This window comes from Arthrobacter sp. 05T444 (assembly GCF_056395905.1).
Window position 1 is genome coordinate 16,180 of record NZ_JBFTKK010000024.1, and the last position, 21,428, is coordinate 37,607.

General features: G+C 65.0%; 21 protein-coding genes. 8 read left to right on the forward strand and 13 right to left on the reverse strand.

Annotated features, from left to right (window positions below; genetic code table 11):
- Window positions 1-305: 305 nt before the first annotated feature.
- The 3 genes from AC1DD3_RS18675 to AC1DD3_RS18685 all read left to right on the forward strand — a co-directional run bounded on the left by AC1DD3_RS18675 (window position 306) and on the right by AC1DD3_RS18685 (window position 3,636).
- The gene (locus AC1DD3_RS18675) at window positions 306-1,589 is read left to right on the forward strand and encodes an MFS transporter (protein WP_476876785.1); all 1,284 of its coding nucleotides are present in this window, start codon (window positions 306-308) and stop codon (window positions 1,587-1,589) included.
- 122 nt (window positions 1,590-1,711) lie between these two features.
- Window positions 1,712-2,518, forward strand: coding sequence for an HpcH/HpaI aldolase family protein (locus tag AC1DD3_RS18680; RefSeq protein ID WP_230121062.1), 807 nt, complete (start codon window positions 1,712-1,714; stop codon window positions 2,516-2,518).
- A gap of 299 nt (window positions 2,519-2,817) precedes the next feature.
- Entirely contained in the window at window positions 2,818-3,636 is an 819-nt protein-coding gene (locus AC1DD3_RS18685) for an IclR family transcriptional regulator (RefSeq protein ID WP_230121064.1), read from the forward strand.
- Window positions 3,637-3,708: 72 nt separating this feature from the next.
- On the opposite strand, the gene AC1DD3_RS18690 is transcribed toward AC1DD3_RS18685, so the two are convergent.
- From AC1DD3_RS18690 to AC1DD3_RS18700, 3 genes are all read right to left on the reverse strand, one after another.
- Window positions 3,709-3,948: a TetR/AcrR family transcriptional regulator gene (locus tag AC1DD3_RS18690; protein ID WP_230121065.1), complete on the reverse strand. Its 240-nt coding sequence runs from the start codon at window positions 3,946-3,948 to the stop codon at window positions 3,709-3,711.
- A gap of 48 nt (window positions 3,949-3,996) precedes the next feature.
- The gene (locus AC1DD3_RS18695; protein ID WP_230121067.1) at window positions 3,997-4,158 is read right to left on the reverse strand and encodes a hypothetical protein; all 162 of its coding nucleotides are present in this window, start codon (window positions 4,156-4,158) and stop codon (window positions 3,997-3,999) included.
- A gap of 740 nt (window positions 4,159-4,898) precedes the next feature.
- Entirely contained in the window at window positions 4,899-5,657 is a 759-nt protein-coding gene (locus AC1DD3_RS18700) for an SDR family NAD(P)-dependent oxidoreductase (protein ID WP_476882241.1), read from the reverse strand.
- 241 nt (window positions 5,658-5,898) lie between these two features.
- Here AC1DD3_RS18700 and AC1DD3_RS18705 point away from each other — a divergent pair, with 241 nt between their 5' ends.
- The 3 genes from AC1DD3_RS18705 (at window position 5,899) to AC1DD3_RS18715 (ending at window position 9,131) form a co-directional block, all read left to right on the forward strand.
- Window positions 5,899-6,153 carry a hypothetical protein gene (locus tag AC1DD3_RS18705; protein ID WP_230120991.1) on the forward strand — a complete coding sequence of 85 codons (255 nt, stop codon included), beginning with the start codon at window positions 5,899-5,901 and terminating at the stop codon, window positions 6,151-6,153.
- A 171-nt stretch (window positions 6,154-6,324) separates the two neighbouring features.
- Entirely contained in the window at window positions 6,325-8,514 is a 2,190-nt protein-coding gene (locus AC1DD3_RS18710) for an amylo-alpha-1,6-glucosidase (RefSeq protein ID WP_476882242.1), read from the forward strand.
- A 167-nt stretch (window positions 8,515-8,681) separates the two neighbouring features.
- On the forward strand, window positions 8,682-9,131 hold the full coding sequence (locus AC1DD3_RS18715; RefSeq protein WP_230120988.1) for a CBU_0592 family membrane protein: 450 nt from the start codon (window positions 8,682-8,684) through the stop codon (window positions 9,129-9,131).
- A gap of 18 nt (window positions 9,132-9,149) precedes the next feature.
- Here the strand turns inward: AC1DD3_RS18715 and AC1DD3_RS18720 are convergent, their stop codons facing one another.
- Both AC1DD3_RS18720 and AC1DD3_RS18725 read right to left on the reverse strand, forming a co-directional pair.
- Complete coding sequence (locus AC1DD3_RS18720) at window positions 9,150-11,156, reverse strand: vWA domain-containing protein (protein WP_476876788.1); 2,007 nt, start codon at window positions 11,154-11,156, stop codon at window positions 9,150-9,152.
- A gap of 14 nt (window positions 11,157-11,170) precedes the next feature.
- Window positions 11,171-12,559 carry a sigma 54-interacting transcriptional regulator gene (locus AC1DD3_RS18725; RefSeq protein WP_476876789.1) on the reverse strand — a complete coding sequence of 463 codons (1,389 nt, stop codon included), beginning with the start codon at window positions 12,557-12,559 and terminating at the stop codon, window positions 11,171-11,173.
- Window positions 12,560-12,646: 87 nt separating this feature from the next.
- Here AC1DD3_RS18725 and AC1DD3_RS18730 point away from each other — a divergent pair, with 87 nt between their 5' ends.
- On the forward strand, window positions 12,647-13,318 hold the full coding sequence (locus tag AC1DD3_RS18730; protein ID WP_230120977.1) for an MSMEG_4193 family putative phosphomutase: 672 nt from the start codon (window positions 12,647-12,649) through the stop codon (window positions 13,316-13,318).
- Between the two features lie 3 nt (window positions 13,319-13,321).
- Entirely contained in the window at window positions 13,322-14,023 is a 702-nt protein-coding gene (locus AC1DD3_RS18735) for an SCO1664 family protein (protein ID WP_476876790.1), read from the forward strand.
- 105 nt (window positions 14,024-14,128) lie between these two features.
- Here AC1DD3_RS18735 and AC1DD3_RS18740 read toward each other — a convergent pair whose 3' ends face one another.
- The 8 genes from AC1DD3_RS18740 to AC1DD3_RS18775 form a co-directional block, all read right to left on the reverse strand.
- Window positions 14,129-15,118 (reverse strand): cyclase family protein, encoded by a 990-nt coding sequence (locus AC1DD3_RS18740; protein ID WP_230120973.1) that lies wholly within the window; start codon window positions 15,116-15,118, stop codon window positions 14,129-14,131.
- Window positions 15,115-15,372 (reverse strand): hypothetical protein, encoded by a 258-nt coding sequence (locus AC1DD3_RS18745; RefSeq protein WP_476876791.1) that lies wholly within the window; start codon window positions 15,370-15,372, stop codon window positions 15,115-15,117. Before AC1DD3_RS18745 ends, AC1DD3_RS18740 begins: the two co-directional genes overlap by 4 nt.
- Window positions 15,373-15,384: 12 nt before the next feature.
- Window positions 15,385-16,722 carry a TRAP transporter large permease subunit gene (locus AC1DD3_RS18750; RefSeq protein WP_476882243.1) on the reverse strand — a complete coding sequence of 446 codons (1,338 nt, stop codon included), beginning with the start codon at window positions 16,720-16,722 and terminating at the stop codon, window positions 15,385-15,387.
- A 78-nt stretch (window positions 16,723-16,800) separates the two neighbouring features.
- Window positions 16,801-17,589, reverse strand: a complete 789-nt coding sequence (locus AC1DD3_RS18755) for an NAD(P)-dependent oxidoreductase (protein WP_230120967.1) — start codon at window positions 17,587-17,589, stop codon at window positions 16,801-16,803.
- Window positions 17,590-17,608: 19 nt separating this feature from the next.
- Window positions 17,609-18,238 (reverse strand): RraA family protein, encoded by a 630-nt coding sequence (locus AC1DD3_RS18760; protein ID WP_476882244.1) that lies wholly within the window; start codon window positions 18,236-18,238, stop codon window positions 17,609-17,611.
- A 36-nt stretch (window positions 18,239-18,274) separates the two neighbouring features.
- On the reverse strand, window positions 18,275-19,276 hold the full coding sequence (locus tag AC1DD3_RS18765; protein ID WP_476882245.1) for a tripartite tricarboxylate transporter substrate binding protein: 1,002 nt from the start codon (window positions 19,274-19,276) through the stop codon (window positions 18,275-18,277).
- A 64-nt stretch (window positions 19,277-19,340) separates the two neighbouring features.
- Window positions 19,341-20,843 carry a tripartite tricarboxylate transporter permease gene (locus AC1DD3_RS18770; RefSeq protein ID WP_230120962.1) on the reverse strand — a complete coding sequence of 501 codons (1,503 nt, stop codon included), beginning with the start codon at window positions 20,841-20,843 and terminating at the stop codon, window positions 19,341-19,343.
- A 2-nt stretch (window positions 20,844-20,845) separates the two neighbouring features.
- A complete protein-coding gene (locus tag AC1DD3_RS18775; protein WP_476882246.1) occupies window positions 20,846-21,349 on the reverse strand; it encodes a tripartite tricarboxylate transporter TctB family protein in 504 nt (167 codons plus the stop codon).
- Between the last annotated feature and the right edge of the window lie 79 nt (window positions 21,350-21,428).

Here is a 21,428-nt window from a genome sequence, read left to right on the forward strand (position 1 = left end):
CGTTCAATTTAGAAGGTAGCCAGCTCACTGTCAAGGGTTCTTTTTTCGTCAGGGAGATTACGCAACAGCTATTGACACGGGATGTGGCGCATGCCATATTTTTGAGCACGACGTTCGAAAAATGAACGAATCGGGCCTGACTACTCAGCCCCCCAAATCCGCCGCGCTGACATCGCAGGCGAGCTTTCATCCCGTTCGAAATAGCACGATCTACAAGGAAGTCCATCGTGAATACACCTGTTACCCCGGCCCCGAGGCCATCTTTGCAGTCGTCGGTCGCCCCGGATCCGCAAAAGAGGCGGTTCTTGTACAAGCTCAGCGCGGTGATCGCCGGCGGCATGTTCATCGACGGCTTCATCCTGGGCGGCATCGGGCTCGTCATGCCGGCGCTGACGTCGGATCTGAGCCTCTCCGCCACCTGGCAGGGCCTGATCGGCGCTTCTGCCTTGATCGGCATCTTCTTTGGTGGCCCCATCGGCGGTTACTTGGCCGACAAGGTCGGGCGCAAGCCGATGTTCATCGTCGACCTCGCCATCTTCCTGCTTGGCTCCGCTGCTCAGTTCTTCGTCGCGGATGCCTGGCAGTTGTTCCTGATCCGCCTCGTCATGGGTATGGCAATTGGCGCCGATTACGCGATCGGCTGGCCGTTGCTCGTCGAATTCTCTCCGGCCAAGCTGAGGGGCAAGCTCATGGCATTCCAGGAGGTAGCTTGGTACGTCGGCTACCTGATCTCCTACGCCGTGGGGTACTACCTGTCCACATCGATCCACGCCGACTGGCGCATCATCCTGGGCATGAGCACCGTCCCTTCCCTGATCGTCTTCCTGCTCCGGCTCGGTTCCCCCGAATCCCCGCGCTGGCTCATCAGCAAGGGGCGGATTGAGGAGGGGCTCGCCGTTGCCCAGGAGTTCATGGAGGAAGCAGACGTCAGGGACCTGGCGTACGAGAAGGCGGAGAAGCCCAATTTCCGCAAACTCTTCTCCCCGCAATACCGCAACGCGACGATCTTCGTGTGCATGTACTGGGTCTGCAACGTCACCCCGTACTTCGCGATCGCCACCTTCGCGCCGATCGTGCTTGAGAGCCTGGGCGTTGAAGATGGCCTGGCCGGAGCGCTGCTGCTCAACGGCGTGGTGGTGGCCGGCTCCCTGGCCGCGATGTTCCTCATCGAAAAGGTCGGACGCCGCAAGCTGTCCATCCCGCCGATGTGGATCGCCGCCGTCGCATTGGTGGTCATCGGCCTGTTCGCACACGTCTCGCCGATGGTTATCTTGGTTTGCTTCATCATCTTCTCCTTCTTCAACGCCGTCTCTACGGCCCTGACCGGGGTCTACCCCGGCGAGGTCTTTCCCACGGAAATCCGTGGTGCCGGGGTCGGCTTCGCCACTGCGTTTTCACGAATCGGCGCAGCAGCGGGAACATTCATCCTCCCGATGTCGGTGGACAGCTTGGGCGTGGGAACCACGATGCTGATCGCCGCCGGCATCTGTGTGCTGGGTGCTGTCATCTCCCAGTACCTGGCACCGGAGACCAAAGGCCTGAGCCTGAGCGACACCTCAGCACCCCTGGCCAAGGTGGCAGTCAAGTAACTCTGCGGCTACGCAAACGCGAACGGAAGGGTGCTCTGACCGGGCTTGCGTCGGCAGGGCGCCCTTCCGTTCGAAGCGCATATTCGCCCCAAACAACCTTTGACAACAAGGAGAACGAAGAAATGAAGATCTACGGTGAAAGTGAACGGAACAGCGGGCTGCGGACTCCGCGTCTAATCCTCGACGACGGTGAGATCCATGCCGGGGCTTGGGTCAGCTTCCGCGATCCTGCCGTCGTGGACACCCTGGCAGCCGAAGGGTTCGGCTGGATCTGCGTTGACGGCCAGCACGGAGGCCCGGAAACCCACGAAATGCAGCCGCTGATCGAAGCTGCGCACCTGTTTTCGGTACCGTCCATCGTCCGCGTTCCCGGTCACGACATGGGAATCATCGGCCGAATCCTGGACGCGGGTGCAGGCGCAATCATCTTCCCCACGGTGGAGAATGCGGCGTCAGCAGCTTCACTCATAGCCGCCTGCCGCTTCCCCCCGCGCGGAAACCGCAGCTACGGACCAACCCGCCGAAGCCCCCGGTACCCAAAGCCCGCCACGGGCAACCCGCAGGATGACACCCTGTGCATCCTGATGATCGAAACAGCCGCCGGTCTGGCCAATCTCGACGAGATTCTCGCCACCGGACCGGACGGCATTTTCGTAGGACCGTACGACCTGTCCCTCAGCCTGGGAGTGACACTGGAGGAACTGACCGGCGAAGGACCGGACGGGATCCTCGCGGACATCGCGCGCCGCTGCACAGCAGCAGGCGTCACCCCCGGTATCTACACCGGAGAGCCGGAACTCTCCGAAAGGATGGCCGCCCTCGGATTCCGCTTCATGCCCACCGCCTCTGACACCGGGCTGCTGTCCGTCGCGGCCCGCAACGCCGTTGCTGCATCCAGGCAGGTCAATGCAGCAAAGGTCATGAGCTGACACGAGGACTACAGCCGGCAAAGCCCGGCACGTACGAACTTAGGAGTTCCATGAGCACCAGCGAAGAAGTCGTTGGAGCCAGCAGCAATCTGCGGAGCCGGGAACCGTTGCCCGAGAGCGTGGCCGCGGTCCTGCTCACCGGCAAAGGGGGCTGGACGAGTTCGCATACCGCATTTGTGGCAGGGAAGCGCCGGTGTTCGAAGCCCCGGTTGAACGCGCCGTTCGCTAGTTGAAAGAGCATAGGATGGGTATCGACATCACAAGGCCGCCCGCCTTGAGTACTCGAACCGGGAGCGGACATGGCAACGGAACGAAGCGCAGACGTGCAGGAACTGGCAGGAGCCGAAGCGCCGACTGCCGATGAGTCCGTGGACCTGACCAACAAGTCCGTCATCAAGGCGACCGTGCTCCTCAGCGAACTCGGCCGTCACCGGCAAGGCATCACCGTCACCGAATTGGCCCACGCTGTGGGGATGACACGCCCAACAGCCTTCCGCCTGCTCCTGAGCCTCGAGCAAACAGGCTTCGTGGACCGCGTCGACAACCGCTATCTGTTGGGATGGCAGATGGCCCGTCTGGGCAGGATTGCCGATCCCTACACCGGTGCTGTCGCCAGGATTCAGCCCGTTCTGGACGAATATGCAGCGAAGCTCAATGAAACATTCAGCTTCGCCATGGTCCGGGGTGAGTTGGCTTATGACGTGATAGCCGAGGCCTCGGCCTCACGCTACCTGAACGTCTCGCACCTTTACCTGGGGGGAACCTACCCGGTACACGCCAGTGCAACAGGAAAGGTCCTGCTGGCCGAACTGAGCGATGAGCAAATCGCAACGGAGCTGCCCGAGAAGCTGGAATCCTACACTCCCCACACGATCACCAGCCGGAAGGCTCTCATGAAGGAGCTGCGCCAGGTCCGGGAGCAGGAATACGCCATCCTTGACGACGAGCTTGAAGAGGGGCTCTTCGTGGTCGCCTGCCCCGTCCGCGACGTTGCGGGTGCGTTGGTCGGCATACTCTCGGTTAACGGCCCCGTCCAGCGCCTCAAATCGGACCGGCTGCCCGACACCATCGACCAGCTGCGCCAGGCGGCCCGCGACGTCGCGAAGGCTTTGTCCTAGCAGCTTCAAAATCCTGGCCGCAACTGAGGCCCCCTCCCTTGACCTGCTTCCGGGAGCGATGCGCCCGCAGGGTTAGGCACGAGCGAGGGCGATGAGCGTTTCGCGCGAGGGGTATTTCCATTGCACGTACTGGACGGGCACGCCGGCGCGTTCAGCAACCAGGGCATGAGTAACCGCGTCCGGACCCTGCCTCCTGCTCATCTCGCTGATGCAGGCGATCAGGGCAGCTGTTCTTCTTTCGTTTCGTTCGCGGAGGACCTCGCCGACCACCTTGGGGTCGTTTCGCTTGGGCTTCTGCCGCCAGTGGGTCATGTCTTCACCTCTGACTGTCGTCCTAAGATCCGATGTACCGCGGGGGAGCTAGGCGCTGCCCTCGAAGTACAACCCTTCCCAGGGGCCGCAGGTTATAACTCCCGCCCCGGCCGCGGCGGGTGATGCGGAGCCGGAGCCTGGGTCAGGCTGGGTAGTGGCGTGGTGGAAAAGAGCGACGGCGGTGACGAGAGTCCGCTGGAGAGCATTCATGATGAGGTCCTCACTGACCGGGAAGGGAACCAGGGGTTCCACGGGAGCAAACTTTCGGCTGGGAAACGCACCCGGCTCGTTTATTTCTGAACGTAACGTTCAATTTATGAACGTATTCCTATTGTGGCGCGACTCACCTGGCTTTGCAAGAGGTTTTCTCAACGGAGTCGCGAACCAGATCGGGTGAAGGTGGCGCGCTCTTGACGAGTTACCCACGTCACGGTAACTTGAACGTCGTGTTCACTGTATGAACACCCTGAGATGTGGGGCGGTCTGGCAGTGCCGTCAACGGCGACCGCGTTCAAGCCCACTGCCCCCATCAGCCGAATCAGGATTCGAGAGCGAGCCCCAACGGACGGCCATCATGCGACATCAAGCACTGCAATCAGCTTCCCCAGACCTGAAGGTGACTCCAAGAGGGCCCAGGAACCTTACCCGCAGAACGGCCCTTCCTTCCCGGCCAGTACCGGATTGGTCCCATCTCTCCCGGGGTGACGCTGTTCGCGTGCTTCGGAGTGACGGAAGCGCCATCTCCGGGAGGATAGACATGATTGCCATAGACCGCAGCGTCTTCTGGATGATCCAGGATGCCGGCCTGGGAAGAGTCATGATCTGCAGGCTCGATAAAGCCCTGGTCATCAAGGCGGCCCCAGGAGCGGACTGAAGGCCAGGCACGACGCCTGCCGGGCGGGCGGGCCGGGCATTCTTGGAGGACCCGCGCCTTTCGGGTGCCGGCCGCTTCAAAATGGCAGGGGCAGCTTTGCTGTCCTGCCACCGTCGAGCACTATGATCTCCCCGGTCATGAAACTGGACCTGTCGCTTGCCAGAAAAACGGCGAGGTCGCCGACGTCGGCGGGGCGCCCTATGCGCCCCACAGGGTGTAGGCGATCCAGGGCCCTGTATGCGGCTGCCGGGTCGGGCTGGGAGGCCAGGTAGGCTTCGCTCAGTTCGGAAGCAATCCATCCTGGCGCAATCGCATTGCACCGGATATTGTCCGCACCCAGGTCCACCGCCATGGCGCGGGTCATCCCGTGAATGCCGGCTTTGGACGCACAGTAGGCGGCATGGCCGGGGTTGGCGGCCAGACCTTCGATGGAGCCGATATTGATGATGCTTCCCCCGCCTCGCCGGCGCATGTGCGGTAACGCGGCTTGGGCCAGAAACAGCGGCGCCCGCATATTCAGGGCCATCATCAGATCCCACTCGGCCGGCAGGATTTCGGAGACGCTGCGCTCAAACATGATCCCGGCGTTGTTGACCAGGATGTCGATGCCGCCGAAGTGCGAAGCTGTGCCATCGACAACCTCAGCTGCAGCGGACGGGACGCTCAGGTCCGCCTGGATGCCGAGAAGGCCCGGGCGCCCCTCGAGGGCGGGCTCGAGTGGCTGGCGTTGGACCACGGCGACTTGGGCTCCTTCCTCCAGGTAGCGGTCCACGATACCGCGGCCTATTCCGCGTCCCCCGCCGGTGATCAGGGCGGTCTTGCCTTCAAGTTGCATAGCTCTTCCAATCATTTTGCCTGCCGATTTTGGCAAGATCTGCAGAACCCTAGCGTTTCGTTCGGTGGCGCAAGCAGGATTCTCCGGAAGGGCATTGATTCCCAAGGTGAGCCATGCCACAATGAAACGCAGTCGTTCGAGAAATGAACGTCACGTTCAATTATCTTAGACCCCGCTCCCCGTAAATGTCCGCCGAGAGAACATAGACGTTCCCCGCGGCACAGTCAGAAAGGAAGACATCATGTCGATCATTCATCGGGCCGTCGCCATCGGCCAGAAGCACCCGGTCCGCACGTTCGCCGCGGCTGCTGCTTCCCCGCGCCAGGTTGAAACGGACGTGCAGGCACACCGTCGCTCCCCTCAGCTAACGTGCCTGCCGTGGGTGGGCCTATGCCTGGAGGGCGACGAGATTGATGCCTCCGGCGGCACCGAATCCTCCCGGAGCGTCAGCAAGGAATTGGATGCATTCCTCCTTGGTCTGATGTACGGCGAATAGAGAAATCAGCATCCAATGTCACCCACGCTAACCTCGCAAAGCACTACCGACGCCAGCCCCTAGCTTGGGGGAGCCAGCAAGCGTAGCGTCGGTCGGAGAAACGACGGCGCGGGCAGCCGCAGGACTCACAGGTGACGGCACGCTGTCGCTAGTTGCTCGGAGGTGGCCTCGATGGCTGGGTGGAATGCTGATACGGCGGCCGGCCCGCTGGGGGCCGGGACGGTCACGTTGGTCGAGGGTTCATCCTTTTGCATTTCTTTGCCGAACGGGGACATCCGTGCCGAACATCCCCATGGCCTCTTCGTGCAAGACGCCCGCATCCTCTCGGGCTGGAGCCTTACGGTTGACGGCCAGCCGCTTGAGCCGCTGGCGGCCGAAACGAAGGAGCCGTACCGGGCGCTGTTTGTCGGACGGGTTCCCCGCTCAGACGGCTACGCCGACAGCCCCCTGATCGTGGAGCGCCTGCGGGAAGTGGGGGCCGGCATCCAGGAGCAGGTCACCGTTCGCAACTACTCCCTGGAACCGGCCGACTGCGTAATAGCACTGAGGATCGAGGCGGACTTCGCGGACCTCTTCGAGGTCAAAGAGGCACGGATCCAGCGGCGCTGGGAAGAAAGCCGCCAGGCCGACGCCGACGCTCTCACCGTTCGGGGCGTCTGGCAGGACGTCCGGAAGGGCGTGGTTGTCCAAGCCCCCGGTGCGGACATTTCGGCGGATACCGTGACGTACCGGGTGTCCGTCCCGTCGCACGGACACTGGAGCACAGTCCTGACCGTGCTGCCCAGCACCGAGGGAGCCGGTTCCGCGACGGCATTTGTCCATTCTGAGGGGGAGGGATTGTCCCCCCGGGACCGGCGCCGACGGGATTGGGTGGCGAAGATTCCGGTCCTGCAGATGGGGAACCGCTCGATAGAAAGGACCCTGCGTCGCAGCTACGACGATTTGGGCGCTCTTCGGATCGAGGACCCCAATCATCCGGAACGTGTCGTGGTGGCCGCTGGCGCGCCGTGGTTCATGACCCTGTTCGGCAGGGACTCGCTGTGGGCTTCGGTAATGGCGATGCCGGTGGACCCGTCCCTGGCCCTGGGCACGTTGCAGACCCTGGCAGACCGCCAGGGAACCGTGGTGGACCCGATGACCGAGGAGGAACCGGGCAAGATCCTCCACGAGGTCCGGCTCGACGTTTCCAGCGGGCTATCTCTGGGCGGCAAATCAAACTACTACGGCAGCGTCGATGCGACGCCCCTGTTCCTGATGGTGCTCGGGGCGGTCAGCCGCTGGGGATTCGCCGCGGATACCATAGCTGCCCTGCTGCCCCATGCGGACCGTGCGCTGGAGTGGATCATGAACTACGGGGACAGGGACGGCGACGGCTTCGTCGAGTACCAGCGCCTCAATGACCAGGGGCTGATCAACCAGGGCTGGAAGGATTCGTGGGATGGCATCAACTTCGCCGACGGAACCTTGGCCGAGCCGCCCATCGCACTCTGCGAGGTCCAGGCCTACGTCTACGTCGCGTATCTGTCGCGCGCGTGGCTGGCGTACGACGCCGGGGACACGGCTTTTGCGAACGAACTCGCCGACCGGGCGGCGCGGCTGAAGAAACAGTTCAACGAGCAGTTCTGGATACCTGAACGCGGGTACTATGCCATCGCCCTCGACGGCAAGAAGCGGCAGGTCGACGCGTGCGCTTCGAACATGGGGCACTGCCTGTTGCAGGGCCTCATTGACGAGGACAAGGCCCCGCAGGTGGCGGAACGCCTGATGTCCCCGGAAATGTTCAGCGGCTGGGGCGTACGTACTTTGGCCAGCGACATGGGCGCGTACAACCCCGCCAGCTACCACAACGGATCGGTCTGGCCCCACGACAACGCAATCGTCGCCGCCGGACTCCTCCGCTACGGCTTCGTGGCCGAGGCGCAACGGATCGCCACCGGCATGATGGATGCGGCCGAGCACTCCGACGGCCGCCTCCCCGAGCTGTTCTGCGGCTTCAGCCGGGAGCAGCTCGCCACACCCGTGCCCTATCCAACGGCGTGCTCGCCGCAGGCCTGGGCAGCGACCGCCCCGATCCAGCTCGTGACCAGCCTGATGCGGTATGACCCGGTCGTTTCCGCCGGCGGCGTATGGATGGATCCCGTTCTTCCGGAGTCGTATGGGGACCTGCACATCACCAACGCTCCGCTGGGCGGTGGCCGCATCACTATCGATATTGCCAACTCCGTCCCCTCCGTCCAGGGACTGCCTGAAGGGATGGCGTTCCACCGCGGGCACCGTCCGTGGATGATTGAACTGGTCGAGCAGGCCCATCGCCGGCGAACTGAAGCACGCCGCCAGGCGGACCGGCCGCCCTCAGGTTAAAGAGGTTTTAAGCGAGGGGTAAGCAGGCGCCGGCGTTGAATCCGGCCTTTTGCCGTGCCACAATTAGCTGAACGTTCACGGAGTGAACATAACGTTCACGCAACCCCCTCAAGCCCTGGCATTGCTCCCGCCAGCCCTGAAGAACACAAAAAAGCAGAAGGAGAACCATGGACGTGCTGTCCGAGATCGCGGGATGGACTGGAGCAGCAGTGATGTTGACCGCCTACCTGTCCGTATCCATGGGCTGGGTCCGGACGGGACGGCGCTTCCAAGTGGGCAATCTCCTAGGTTCATTCGCCTTCATCATCAACGGCGCCTACCACGGCGCCTGGCCCTCCGTAGTGACCAACATCGTCTGGTTCCTCATCTCGGTCACTGGCCTCCTGCGGATCCTGCGCAAGGGCAACGCCGCTGAACCAGCAATCAGCATCGGTTCTTTGCAAACCGCATCGGCGCAGGGGCAAATTACATCGGTTTCGCAGAATCCGGGAGGATGCCAAACGGAATTTACGGGACATCAGTCCGGCGCCTGCTTGCCGGGTGCTGAACGATACCGCGAACCCGCTTCGGCCTGCGATATGGGCCCTTCAGTCGTTCCTGCCAATGCACATGCGTAGACGGTCCGGGGCGAAGTTCTAAACCGCCCAGTCGGTGTCGTCGTAGGCGCGGCCGCGGAAGTGGGCGCGGAGGTACTCCCCCACAACGGCAGCCCCCAGGTCCCCGGCCTCGGGCGCAACGACCCGGCCGTCGATCCGGCGGACCATACGCTGGACGAACGATTCGAGGCCTGGGTCATCGCCGAGCCGGAAGAACGTTGCTTGGGTGCCGGCACGCCCTAGGCGGTCCAGCTCGGCGACCGTGGCGCGGATGGTTTCCGGGTCCGGCGGCCAGCAGAACCACGACTCGCCGTCGGGCAACAGGTGCGCCGTGGGCTCGCCGTCGGTCACCACGAGGAGGACGGGCTGCATCGAAGGGTGCTTGCGGAAGAAACGGCCAGCCAACAGCAAACCGTGATGCAGATTGGTTCCCTGCTCCCGCAGGGCCGGAAGGGCCGTGAGCTCGCCGATGTCCATGGACTGGGCGTAGCGGCCGAACGTGATCAGCTGCAGCCGGTCCCCGCGGAACCGGGTTGAGACGAGGTGGTGCAAGGCGAGGGCGGTGCGTTTCATGGGCACCCATCGCCCCTCGGCGGCCATCGAGAACGACACGTCGGCGAGCAGCACGACGGCGGCCTGCGTGCGCGCCTCCGTCTCCGTCACCTCGATGTCACCAGCGCCAAGGCGCAGGCCGCGGCTGGGATCACCGCCGTCGGCAATGGTCCGGCGGATCGCGTTGGTCATGGTACGGGTAACGTCCCACGGCTCTGCGTCGCCGAACTCCCACTGGCGGCTGGACCCGGTCTGCTCGCCGGCCGCCCCGGCGACGCGCGCGTCGCGGCGCCCCTGCCGGCCGGACAATTGCCTGGCGGTGTCCCGCAACAGCGACCTGCCTAGCCGTCGCATGGCCTGCGGCGACAACCTAAGGTCGCCGTCGGCCCCGCGGCGCAAGTAGCCGCCGTCCTGCATCGCCCGCTCGATTTCGGCGAGGGTGCGGGCCGTCACGGAAGCATTCTGTCCGAGTTGGCGGGCGAGGGCATCGAGGTCCAGGTCGTCAAGGCGCGACCCGTTGTACGACTGGGAGAGCTGTTCGGCCAGCTCGTCGAGTTCGGCGATGTCCTGGAGCACGCCGGTGCCGTCGCCCAGCCCGAGTCCTTCCTGACCCTCGAAACGTTCGGAGCCGCTCCAGTCCTCGCCGGGGCGCAGGGCGCGCAGGCTGGAGTCGAGTTGACCGAGCTGGCCCATGAGTTCGGGCGAGCCGAACGCCTGGGCGGACAGCCGCATCAGCTCATCGCGCTGCTCCGGGGACATGGATTGCAGGAGCCGCTGGGCGGCAGCAGCCCGCTGGGCGAGGGCGTCCACCAGCTCCTCGACTGATTGTGGATTTTCCGGAAAGAACTGGCCGTGCCGGGCCATGAACTCCTGGAAGTCCGCGTCGGTGTCCTCACCGCGCCGGTGTTTGCCGAGCAGCTCGTTGAGGTCGCGCAGCATCTCGCTCACGGCTGCGCGGTCCTCATCGGTGGCGTTCTCGAGCGCCTGTTTCATGCCGGCGAACCGCTGGTCAAGCATTTCGCGGCCCAGCAGGTCCTTGATCCTCTCGTAGGCTTCCCGGGCGGCGCTCGACTGCCAGTCATAGGAGGCGAGTTCGTTGACCGCTGCTGCCGTGGATCGGGGCAGGTTCTGCAGTTGCAGCTCCCGGAAGGCACGGTCGGTGTTGTCCATCATGGCGTCGCGGGCGAGCTGCTTGCGCTCCTCCAGCACCGCGGTGTCGAGCAGCTTCTGGACCTCGCTGAGGGTGCCGTCCAGCCGGTGATGGCTAAGCAGTTCACTCCGGCGCTGTTGAACGCGCCGGGCGAGGTCGTCGAGCCCTTCCCGGTTCCGGCCGCCGCGCCGCAGGAACTCCTGCAGGGCGTGCCGGGGCGAGTAGCCTGCCATGACGTCCTCGGCGACGGCGTCAAGTGCCTCCGCCAGGTCCACCGGCGGGGCGAGCGGATCCGGCCCTCCGGTGTACCGGCCGTATTTGGAGGACCGGTTGTGAACGCCCATGACCCCTCCTGTACCTAGCCGTAGGTCGTCGCCTCGTCGTCGGACTCCTTGGAGATCCGCCGGGCGAGGTAGAGACCTTCCAATGCAAGTTCGACGGCGGCAGCCCGCTGCCCGTCGCTTTTCGCGCCCAGGCGCTCACTGATCTGGTCGTAAAGGCGGGAACCGTTAAGGGACGGGAGGTTTTGGAGGAACTCCCGCGCGGTGACCTGTTCCCCGGTAGTTACGGTCTTGTGGCCGTCGAGCGCAGCCACAAGTGGGGCCATATCGAGACCCTTAAAGTGCGCCCGCACCGCTTCGGCGGTGGCGGTGCGCAGGAGGTGGTCAAGGACGCCTTGTTCACGCCCTTCCTCACCGGACTCGAACTCAAGCTTCCCCGTGAGGACTTCCGCTGCGGCCTCCAGGTCGACGATCCGGGCGACGGCCTCGTCCTCCCCGCGCATACTGGCCCGGCGCAGGGCCGCGGCGGCCACCGTTTCGGCGCCCGCAATGGGGAACCGCGCGGAAACCCCGGAGGTCTGGTTGATGGCCGGGGACTGCCGCAGTGCTCGTGTATAGCGGGCCAGGATCTCGAGGATGACGGGCGGGACATCGGCCACCAGCCGCCCCTCTTGCCGGATTACGGAAACCTCGTCGTCGAGCTCTATCGGGTAGTGGGTGCGGATCTCGGCGCCGAAGCGGTCCTTCAGGGGCGTGATGATCCGGCCGCGGTTCGTGTAGTCCTCAGGGTTGGCAGACGCGACGACGAGCACGTCGAGCGGCAGCCGCAGCACGTAGCCGCGGATCTGGATATCGCGCTCCTCCATCACGTTGAGCATGGCCACCTGGATCCGCTCGGCGAGGTCGGGCAGCTCGTTGATGGCGATGATCCCGCGGTTGGAGCGCGGGACAAGACCGTAGTGGATGGTTTCCGGGTCCCCGAGACGGCGGCCTTCGGCCACCCGCATCGGGTCGACGTCGCCGATGAGGTCGGCGACGGAAGTGTCCGGCGTCGCGAGCTTTTCGACGTAACGTTCCGAGCGGTGCCGCCACGCCACCCGCAGCCGGTCCCCTTCGGTGATGGCGCGGGCTCGGGAGTGCTCCGTGATCGGTTCGTACGGGTGTTCGTTCAGCTCCGATTCCTCGATCACTGGCGACCACTCGTCCAGCAGCCCGGCAAGCGTGCGGAGCAGCCGTGTTTTGCCCTGTCCCCGTTCGCCGAGCAGGACGACGTCGTGGCCGGCGATCAGGGCACGCTCGAGCTGGGGAAGGACGGTCCGGCTGAAACCGAACATCCCGGGCCACGGATCGCGGCCGGCGGCGAGCGCAGCGAGGAGGTTGTCGCGGATTTCGTGGCGCAGGTCCTTGTGGACGTGGCCGGCTGCACGCAGTTCGCCAACAGTGAAGATATCGGGACGGTCACTCACCTCTCTACGGTAGTCCTCGAACGTGCGGGGAATCGAGCAAATTCTTCCGATTCCCGGTCGGGGCCCCTGCCGCTACGCTTGATCCTGATGACTGCAGCAGCGCCGGCGGCACCACCGGCACCACCGTCGGGACCGCAGAGAACCCTTCTCCTGCTGGTGCGCCACGGGGAAACGCCCACCACGGGCAAGGTCCTGCCGGGGCGGGCCCCGGGATTGCATCTGTCCGACCGGGGCCGGGCCCAGGCTGACCGGGTCGCGGAACGGCTCGCGGGCCTTCCGGTCGATGGCGTCTACTCCTCGCCGCTGGAGCGCACCCGTGAGACAGCGGAGCCCGCGGCAGCCCGCACCGGACTGGCGGTGCAAGAGGACGCCGGCCTCATCGAGTGCGACTTCGGCGAGTGGACCGGCGTCCAGCTCGCCGAACTGGCGGGCCTGCCGCAGTGGCAGACCGTGCAGCACAGTCCGTCGGCCTTCCGCTTCCCAGGCGGCGAGAGTTTCACGCAAATGCAGGCGCGGATCGTCGGGGCGCTCGAGGCACTGTGCGCAGCCCACGCCGGGGGCGTCGTCGTATGCTTCTCCCACGCAGATCCCATCAAGGCCGCTGTGGCCCACGCCCTGGGCACGCACCTGGACCTCTTCCAGCGGATCGCCATCAGCCCGGGGTCGGTTTCGGCCATCGCGTATGTGGAGGGCCAGGCGCCCGCTGTGCTCATGGTGAATTCGACGTCGGAACCCCTCAGTGGGCTGAGGGCGGGATAGCGGGTGTCGGGGCGGGAGGTGACACTGCTCGGCGCGGGACGCGTCGAGCTGCTCGGACGCCTCCCGCGCAGCAGCAACGAGACGTTCCTTGTTCAGGTCTCCTGTGGGGACGACTCCGCTCGGGCGGTCTACAAGCCGGAAACCGGGGAACGGCCGCTGTCCGATTTCGAGCCCGGACTGTACCGTCGGGAACGCGCGGCGTACCTGCTCAGCGAGGCCCTGGAGTGGGGAATCGTGCCGCTGACGGTGATTCGCGAGGACGCCCCGTTGGGGATCGGTTCGCTTCAGTGGTTCATCGAGTGCGACTTCAGCGAGCATTACTTCACTCTGTATGCCGACGCACCAGAGACCCATCGCGACCTGTCCCAGATCGCCCTGTTCGATTACATCGCCAACAACACCGACCGCAAGAGCGGGCACGTGCTGCGCGGCCATGACGGACGGGTGTGGGGCATAGACCACGGGCTGTGCTTCTCGGCAGCGTTCAAGCTGCGCACCGTGATCTGGGACTTCGCGGGTGAACCCATCCACGGCGCCCTGCTCGAGGACATCGCTCCGCTCGCGGAGGCCGTGCCTGTCGAGGTGGCCGAGCTCCTCGACGACGCGGAGGTCACCGCACTGCAGCGCCGGGTGCGGCGCATGCTGCACGAAAGGGTGCTGCCGGTTGACCGCACCGGCATGCGGTACCCGTGGCCGCTGGTGTGAGTGTCCAGGACTCTTTGACGGCTGCACCTCAGCCGTCGATGCCCGGCCTGAGGCTGAGGTCGCGCCATTGGTCCAGTTCCGTGCGCTCTGCCTCTTCAACCGGAATCACATAAACGCGGTGGCGTTGGCGGGTGAACCGGTTCCTCCGGTGATGTTCAGAGGCTTGATGCTGATGAACGCGTCCCAGTTGCCGGCGCTTTTCATGTATCGACTGAGGGGTCCGAGCCGCCATAGTTCGCCTAGGGGCATGCCGAGTTTGGCGAGGAGTTGCTGGTGCATCATGCCGTGGTCGTGGGGGGCACTGCTAAGGAAGGGGCTTGCTGGGACCGGGGGTAGGCATTCGAGAGCAAAGTTGTCGGCGGCAAGGAGCGCGACCCGGTGGTCCCACGCCCAGGCGACAAACTCCTGTGACTGACCGACGCCGGTGGCCCGCCGGCTGTCACGGGTCCGTTGTTTGTCCTCCAGTGTCAGGTCCAGGAACCATTCGCACCAGCCGGTGTGGAGCATGACGATGTCGCCCGGCCGGAGGCTGACGGACTGGGCCTCGGCTGCCGCCTGGATCAGGTCAAGGCCGAGCGGTTCGCCTCCAGCATGGTCGATGGGAGAACCCTGGCCGGCGCGATATCCCTCGAGGTCTATCAGCACTCCCCTGCCGGCAATGGGTTTGTCTGCCCATTCTTGAATGCCGAGGTCCGGCGTGCCTTCCCTAATCCGGTCATCCGGGGTGCCGTTGTAAAAGCCGACGTCGTCCGCCCGGCGGTGGCGCAGTCCGTCGATCTGGGTAGATCCCTGGAGGTAGTACCCGTCCAGGTAGTCGTCGCGGTGGGCAGGATGGGAGGAGTAGATCGTGTGGCGCGGTGCACTGCGTTTGAGTGACATTCCGGGATCGAAGGCGTCGGCTGGGTAGTCGAGGCCGAAGACCGTGCCGGTCCTGATGCAGCTCCTGGCTTCCAGGATGGTGTCCTGGACGATGAAGGATGGCGTTCCGCGGTCCGGTTCGGGAAACAATCCCCAGGATGTCCCGGCAAGCCGGCCTTCCCTTTCGAGCAGTTCGGCGAACCTCGGGTAGGTGCCGTCGCCGGTCGGGTTTGTCATCGTGTGGTTGCTTCCTGCCGTGTCTGTCCCTGTTTCTGGGGGTGCTTGTAGCTGAGGAGGAAGCCGGCGACGGCGCACACGGAGGCCGCGATGCACAGCGGGGGTTTGATGGATTCGTTGAAGAATCCCAGCCAATCGCCTTGGCCGGTGGTGAGGGCGATGGCCTGGCCTGCCACGAACAGAATGCCGCCAAGGAGGAGTGCAGCGAGGGTCAGGACGAAGATGGCTTCGATGGCTCGTCTGGTCTGGTGCATGTCTTGGTTCCTTTAGATCGGCAGAATGCCGACGATGATCAGCACGCCGATTCCCAGCAGCGGCAGGGCATAGTGGGTGAGCAGGCGGGCGAAGGTCTTGAGCGGGTCCACATCAGCGATGCCGCAGGCGACGTAGAGCGGCGCGCCTCCAGGGGGAACCGCCGCTTCGCAGGAAGAGAAGATCAGCACGGCGACGGCGGCGGTGGTCGCCGGGACGCCGGCGGCAACGAGGGTGGCGACGCCCACGGTTCCGACGGCGGCCATCGTGGCCGTGGCGGAGAGCGGCGCGGCGACGGCGATGACGATCAGCCCGATGAGGATTGCGAGGAGCCACAGGGGCAGGTTCAGCTGGTTGAGCAGCGCCGTCATCTGTTTTGGCAGCCCGGTGGCGGCGAGGGCGTTGGCCCCGGCAAAGGCGAAAACTACCGTTACCCCCACAATGCCGAACCTCGGGGAGGACTCCCGCAGCAGGGCCCACCAGGCGCGGCCGCTGCCCGGAAGCTGTTTCCTGCCCAGCAGGGCCCCGGTGATGAGGAGGACGACCGGGATCCAGACGATGACGCTGACGGTTTTGGTGATGTCGCCTCCGGTCCACTCCGACAGTGCCGTGGCGATGGCGCCGGAGGTGATGATCAGCGGGATGGCCACCACAATGAACAGCAGCAGGGTGGCCCAGCCACGCCCAAAGGCTATCCGGGCAGTCAGCCGGTGTGCGGGGTCCAGCGGCGTCATCCCGCTCTTGCGGATCAGCAGCCAGGTGACAATCAGCCGGTGCAGGAAGCACCACAGACCGCCGATGAGCAGGGGAAGAACGAGCGAATTGGCGTTCAGCAGGGGGCCGACGGTGGCGGACCCGACGAGGACGAACATGGAGGCACTGAAAGGGAAGGTGATGCCCATTCCGGCGTTTCCGGCCACGAGCGTCGCGGCCGAGGGCTTGTCGAGCCGGGATTTCTCCATCCAGGGGATGGTCACCGAGCCGACGGTCGCGGCGATGGCAGCCTGGTTGTGCACGACCCCGCCCAGACCGGCGGACGCCACGGTGGACACCCAGGCGGGGCCCCCCTTGACGCCGCCGATCAGGGAGTTCAGCAGGTCGATGAGCCTGTCCAGCACGCCCGTTTTGTCGAGCAGGTATCCCATGAAGACGAACGCCATGGTGGCGTAGACGATTTCGTCCGTGGCGGCCGAGTACAGGGAGGACCAGCCGATCTGTGCCGCGGCGGCTCCCGTGAACGGGAGCACGGCCAGGAAGCCGAGGATCATGGCTTCTCCGACGCTGCGTTTGATCAGTGTCGTCCAGAGCAGGATGACGGCCAGGTAGGCCCCAAGGGCCCAGATGCCGATCATGCTGCTGCTCCTGACAGGGAATTTCGTACTAGAAGGTTCATCGTTGGTTCCTGTAAATGATTCTGCCCGATGCCGGGGTCAGCGCAAGGCCGGCGCCATCGGCGCCGTTTCCTGGGCCATGCGTGTCATGGCGGTGGCTGAGGCTGCCGTCATTTCGGCGGGTACTCCGAGCTCGGAGAGATAGCTGGCGGTGTCCTGCATTTCCTTGGAGCGGCGCAGGGCGTGTTTGGTGGTGCCGGTCAGGAACCTGTCGATGACTGCCTGGCCGTCGCCGGCGAGTTGCCCGGCGATCTGGGTGCGGATCCAGCCTTCCAGCCCGGCGGCCCGTCCGGCGGTGACCGCTTCGACGACGACTGAGGCCATGCCTTTCATCAGGACGCTGCGGAGCAGTTTGTGGGCCATCGCGGCTCCCGGTTCCCCGGCGGCGATGTCGACGTCGGCGCCCAGCGGGGACAGGAGCTGGGCCACCGCCTGTGAGCCGGGGCCGCTGACCATCAGGGGTGTCTTTACACCCTGGGTGGGGACGGGTCCGAGGATGGCGACGTCGGCGAAGAGGGCGGCGCCGGGCAGCCGCCCCAGTTCCTGCATCACCTGGGGTGAGGAGGATGTGAAGTCCGCATAGCAGCTGCCGGCAGGGAGGACCGGCAGGCATTCCTGGGCCACGCTTCGCGCGGCGGCCGCCCCGGTGAGGACGAGGACGATGTCCGCGCCGAGGCAGGCCTCGCCGGCGGTTGCCGCCCGGACGACTCCGGCCGGAGTGGACGGGGCGACAGGATCAAATCCCGTAACGCTGTGGCCTGCTGCGACCAGGGCTGATGCATAGGTTGCCCCTGCTTCTCCGAGACCGATGACGGTGCATGCTGTCATGAGTTTGTGTCTTTCTTGCTTAGTGGCGGGAGGCGACGATGGTGGCCCGGCGGTCGGTTTCGTCGGCGAAGACGGCCTCGGCGGCTTCCGCCACGGTTGCTGCCTGTTCCCGGGGGATGACGACGACGCCGTCTGAATCGCCGATGATGATGTCTCCGGGCAGGACGGGGACACCTCCGAAGGAGACGGGTGTCCCCAAGCGGGAGGGCCCGTCCTTGTAGGGGCCGGCGGGGGTGGTGGCTCGGGCAAAGACGGGCATGCCGATCTCGCCGAGGGCTTCGGCGTCGCGGGCCGCGCCGTCCAGGGCGAATCCGGCGAGGCCGAGGTTGATGGCCCGTTCACCGATCAGTTCACCCAGCAGCGCCCGGGATTCGTCCCCGCCGCCGCTAACGACGATGACGTCTCCGGGTCGGGCGAGCTTCAGGGCGCGGTGGATGCCCTGGTTGTCTCCCGGGCGTGTCCAGACGGTGAAGGCGGGTCCGGCCAGGCGGGCGCCGGGCCAGATGGCCTGGATGGCTGAGTCGGCGACTCCGAGGCGGTCCATGGCGTCGCCGATGTTGGCGGCGGGGAGCTTGGCGAGGCGCTCGACTAGGGCCCGGTCGGGGCGGGCGAAGTCCGCGTTGGTGTCTTCAAGGACGGGCGTTGTCATGGTGAATTCTTCCGTGGGTGGCGGCAGGAGGAGGGGCTAGTTTTTCTTCTGGACCAGCGGAAGGGCCTTCTTGAAGTCCTCTTCCTGTCCGGCCCAGAACTTCTCGTAGTCGGCGCCTGAGAGGTAGCTGGTCTGAAGGCCGAGGGCGCTCATCTTTTCCTTGACGGCAGGGTCCTCGATGGCCTTCTGCAGGGCGGCTTCGAGCTTCTTGGCGACGGCGTCAGGGAGCCCGGCGGGTGCGGAGTATCCGCGGGCGGTGCCCGCTTCGACGTCGTAGCCGGATTCCTTGAAGGTGGGGACGTCCGGCAGCGAGGGTGAGCGTTCGGCCGTCATGATGCCCAGGACACGGGCCTTGCCCTGCTTGGTCAGGTCGGTCACGTCGCTGACGTTGGCGACCAGGACATCCACGTGCTTGCCGAGGAACGCGGTGGTGGCCTGGGATGCGCCATCGGAGAAGTGCACCGGGGCGAACTCGGAACCGGTGGTTTCCTGAATCTGGGCCAGGGCGAAGTGTTCGCCGGTCTGCAGTCCGGTGGTGCTGGCGGTCATGGATTTCGGATTGGCCTTGGCGGCGTCGAGGAGTTCCTTCAGCGTCTTGTAGGGGCTGTCCGGCTGCACGGCGATGACGGCCGGATCGACAACCTGCCGTCCGAGGGGCTGGAAACTGGCCCGGGTGTACTTGGCGCCGCGGGCCGGGTCCAGAGGTGAGACGACGACCGACGGGGAGCCCGTTGCGCCGATGGTGTAACCGTCGGGCTTGGCGCTGGTCAGTGCCGTGTAGCCGATCTGCCCGCCGGCGCCGGGCTTGTTAATGACCTCGACGTTCGTGCCTAGTTCTCTTTCCAGAATGGGCTGGACGAGGCGGGCCGCGGTGTCCACGGCACCGCCAGAGGAGAAGGCCACGATCAGGTCGATGGACTTGCCCTTCTTGGGGAAGTCGTCCCCGGAGACGGTGGAGGCGCCGGCGTTGGCGCCGCAGCCGGTGAGAGCGATGAGGGCTGCAGCGGCGAAGGCTGCGGTGATTTTTATGCGTGACAAGGGTCTTCTCCTTCGAAGAGAGGTGTGGGTTGGTAGGTAGTCGGACGTAGGGGATAAAGCAGGGTTAGGCTTCGGGGTCCTCGGTGAGGGCCTTGGGCTTGCGGAACTTCAGCAACGGACTGCAGATGATCAGCACCCCAAGGCCGATCAGTACGGCGGAGATGGGGCGGTTGACGAAGACGCTGAAGTCGCCCTGGGAGATTTCCAGGGATTCGCGCAGTGAACGTTCCATCAGCGGGCCCAGCACCAGGGTGAGGACCATCGGCGCCAGTGGGATGTCCAGGTTCCTCAGGGCCAGGCCGAGGAGTCCGAAGCCGATCATGACGAAGACGTCGAAGACGCTGAAGTTGATGGTGTAGGCACCGATGACCATGAACAGCAGGATCAGGGCGGTCAGGATGGGAGTGGGGACGCGCAGGATAGAGGTCCAGAGGCCGACCAGGGGGACGTTGAGCAGCAGCAGTAGCAGGTTGCCGATGAAGAGGCTGGCGATGATGGCCCAGGCGATGTCGGAGTGTTCAGTGAACAGGCTGGGTCCGGGCGTCAGGCCTTGCTGGAGGAAGGCGCCCATCAGCACGGCGATGGTCGGGGATGCCGGGATGCCGAGGGTGAAGAGCGGGATCAGGGCGGCGTTGGCGTGTGCGTTGTTGGCTGTTTCGGGGCCGGCCACTCCTTCCACCGCGCCTTTGCCGAGTTGGTGGCGGAAGCGGGAGAACTTCTTCTCGGCGGCGTAAGACAGGAGGGACGACACCGATCCGGTCATGCCTGGAATGAGTCCGAGGCCGAAGCCGACGCCTGTGCCCCGGGCCATGGCGGGGGCGCTGCGGCGCCATTCCGCCCGGGTCGGGAGCAGTGAGCGCATGCCGGGGGCGTGCACCAAGGGGGTCTCCGCGTTCTTGCGGTAGGACAGGATTTCGGAGAGCCCGAAGACGCCGACGATGACGGCGACGAAGCTGACGCCGTCCAGGAGCCGGTCCATCCCGAAGGTGAAGCGCGGGGCGCCGGCGACGGGGTCGATACCCACCATGGAGATCAGCAGGCCCAGGGCCCCGGAGATGAGGGCCTTGACCATTGACTTGCCGGCCAAGGCAACCAGCAGGGAGATGCCGACGACCATGAGTGCGAAGAACTCCGGCGGGCCGACGAGCAGGCCCAGTTCACCGAGTGGCTTGGCGGCGGCGACCAAGCCGATGGTGGCGATGGTTCCGCCAACGAAGGATCCCACCGCGGCCAGGGTCAACGCGGCACCTGCCCTGCCGAGCTTGGTCATCGCGTAGCCGTCGATGGTAGTGATCGCCGACGATGCCTCACCCGGTGTGTTCAAAAGGACGCTGGTGATGGTTCCGCCGTACTGGGTGCCGTAGAAAATGGCACACAGCATGATGATCGAGCCGGTCGGATCCAGGTTCAGGGTGAGAGGGATCAGCAGTGCCACGCCTGCTACGGGGCCGACGCCGGGAAGGACTCCGATGATGGTGCCCAGCAGGCAGCCCAGGAAGGCGAAGATCAGGTTTTGCCATGTCATGGCGGCCGCGAAGCCGCCGAGCAGTTCGGTGAGTGTGTCCACGATTAGAGTCCGATCAAGTTCAGCGGAGCGAATGCCGAAACGGGAAGTGCGACGTTGAGGCCGTAGCTAAAGGCATAGAACGCGCCGACGCTTCCGGCGAGGGCGATGATCAGCGAAGACACCCAGGTCCGGCCGCCGCGCAGTTTCAGGTGATACAGCAGGAACAGGAACATGCTCAGCTGGAAGCCAAGCAAGTCCATGACCGACGCCAGAACAACGAGGCTGACCACGACGGCGATCACTACCCCCCGGTCGATCCCCTCGGACCTCTCGCTCGGCCGGCGAAGCTCCTGGACCAACCAGAGAGCTGACATGGCCACCAGCACCCCTCCCATGGCGAACGGGAACAGGCCGGGGCCAGGGCCCAGCGATGTCCACAGGCCGAGGCCGACCGAGCTGACCAGGACGTACACGCCGACGGCGGTGAACGCACCGATACCTGTCAGCACCGAGGGAGCGACGCGGCTGGTGCTCCTTGGTTTGGTCACTACTGACTCCATTGTCATCTTTTCCTTCTTACGCTCCGTGTTAGTTCATTTCATACAATGAAAGAATATTGCGTCTGAAGAAATAGTGACAGGCGAC

What these genes read in the sequence shown, in the direction of transcription:
- AC1DD3_RS18680 (WP_230121062.1), top strand. Translation starts at nt 1,712, where the DNA reads ATGAAGATCTACGGTGAAAGTGAACGGAACAGCGGGCTGCGGACTCCG.
- AC1DD3_RS18685 (WP_230121064.1), top strand. Translation starts at nt 2,818, where the DNA reads ATGGCAACGGAACGAAGCGCAGACGTGCAGGAACTGGCAGGAGCCGAA.
- AC1DD3_RS18690 (WP_230121065.1), bottom strand. Translation starts at nt 3,948, where the DNA reads ATGACCCACTGGCGGCAGAAGCCCAAGCGAAACGACCCCAAGGTGGTC.
- AC1DD3_RS18695 (WP_230121067.1), bottom strand. Translation starts at nt 4,158, where the DNA reads ATGAATGCTCTCCAGCGGACTCTCGTCACCGCCGTCGCTCTTTTCCAC.
- AC1DD3_RS18700 (WP_476882241.1), bottom strand. Translation starts at nt 5,657, where the DNA reads ATGCAACTTGAAGGCAAGACCGCCCTGATCACCGGCGGGGGACGCGGA.
- AC1DD3_RS18705 (WP_230120991.1), top strand. Translation starts at nt 5,899, where the DNA reads ATGTCGATCATTCATCGGGCCGTCGCCATCGGCCAGAAGCACCCGGTC.
- AC1DD3_RS18710 (WP_476882242.1), top strand. Translation starts at nt 6,325, where the DNA reads ATGGCTGGGTGGAATGCTGATACGGCGGCCGGCCCGCTGGGGGCCGGG.
- AC1DD3_RS18715 (WP_230120988.1), top strand. Translation starts at nt 8,682, where the DNA reads ATGGACGTGCTGTCCGAGATCGCGGGATGGACTGGAGCAGCAGTGATG.
- AC1DD3_RS18720 (WP_476876788.1), bottom strand. Translation starts at nt 11,156, where the DNA reads ATGGGCGTTCACAACCGGTCCTCCAAATACGGCCGGTACACCGGAGGG.
- AC1DD3_RS18730 (WP_230120977.1), top strand. Translation starts at nt 12,647, where the DNA reads ATGACTGCAGCAGCGCCGGCGGCACCACCGGCACCACCGTCGGGACCG.
- AC1DD3_RS18740 (WP_230120973.1), bottom strand. Translation starts at nt 15,118, where the DNA reads ATGACAAACCCGACCGGCGACGGCACCTACCCGAGGTTCGCCGAACTG.
- AC1DD3_RS18745 (WP_476876791.1), bottom strand. Translation starts at nt 15,372, where the DNA reads ATGCACCAGACCAGACGAGCCATCGAAGCCATCTTCGTCCTGACCCTC.
- AC1DD3_RS18750 (WP_476882243.1), bottom strand. Translation starts at nt 16,722, where the DNA reads ATGATCGGCATCTGGGCCCTTGGGGCCTACCTGGCCGTCATCCTGCTC.
- AC1DD3_RS18755 (WP_230120967.1), bottom strand. Translation starts at nt 17,589, where the DNA reads ATGACAGCATGCACCGTCATCGGTCTCGGAGAAGCAGGGGCAACCTAT.
- AC1DD3_RS18760 (WP_476882244.1), bottom strand. Translation starts at nt 18,238, where the DNA reads ATGACAACGCCCGTCCTTGAAGACACCAACGCGGACTTCGCCCGCCCC.
- AC1DD3_RS18775 (WP_476882246.1), bottom strand. Translation starts at nt 21,349, where the DNA reads ATGACAATGGAGTCAGTAGTGACCAAACCAAGGAGCACCAGCCGCGTC.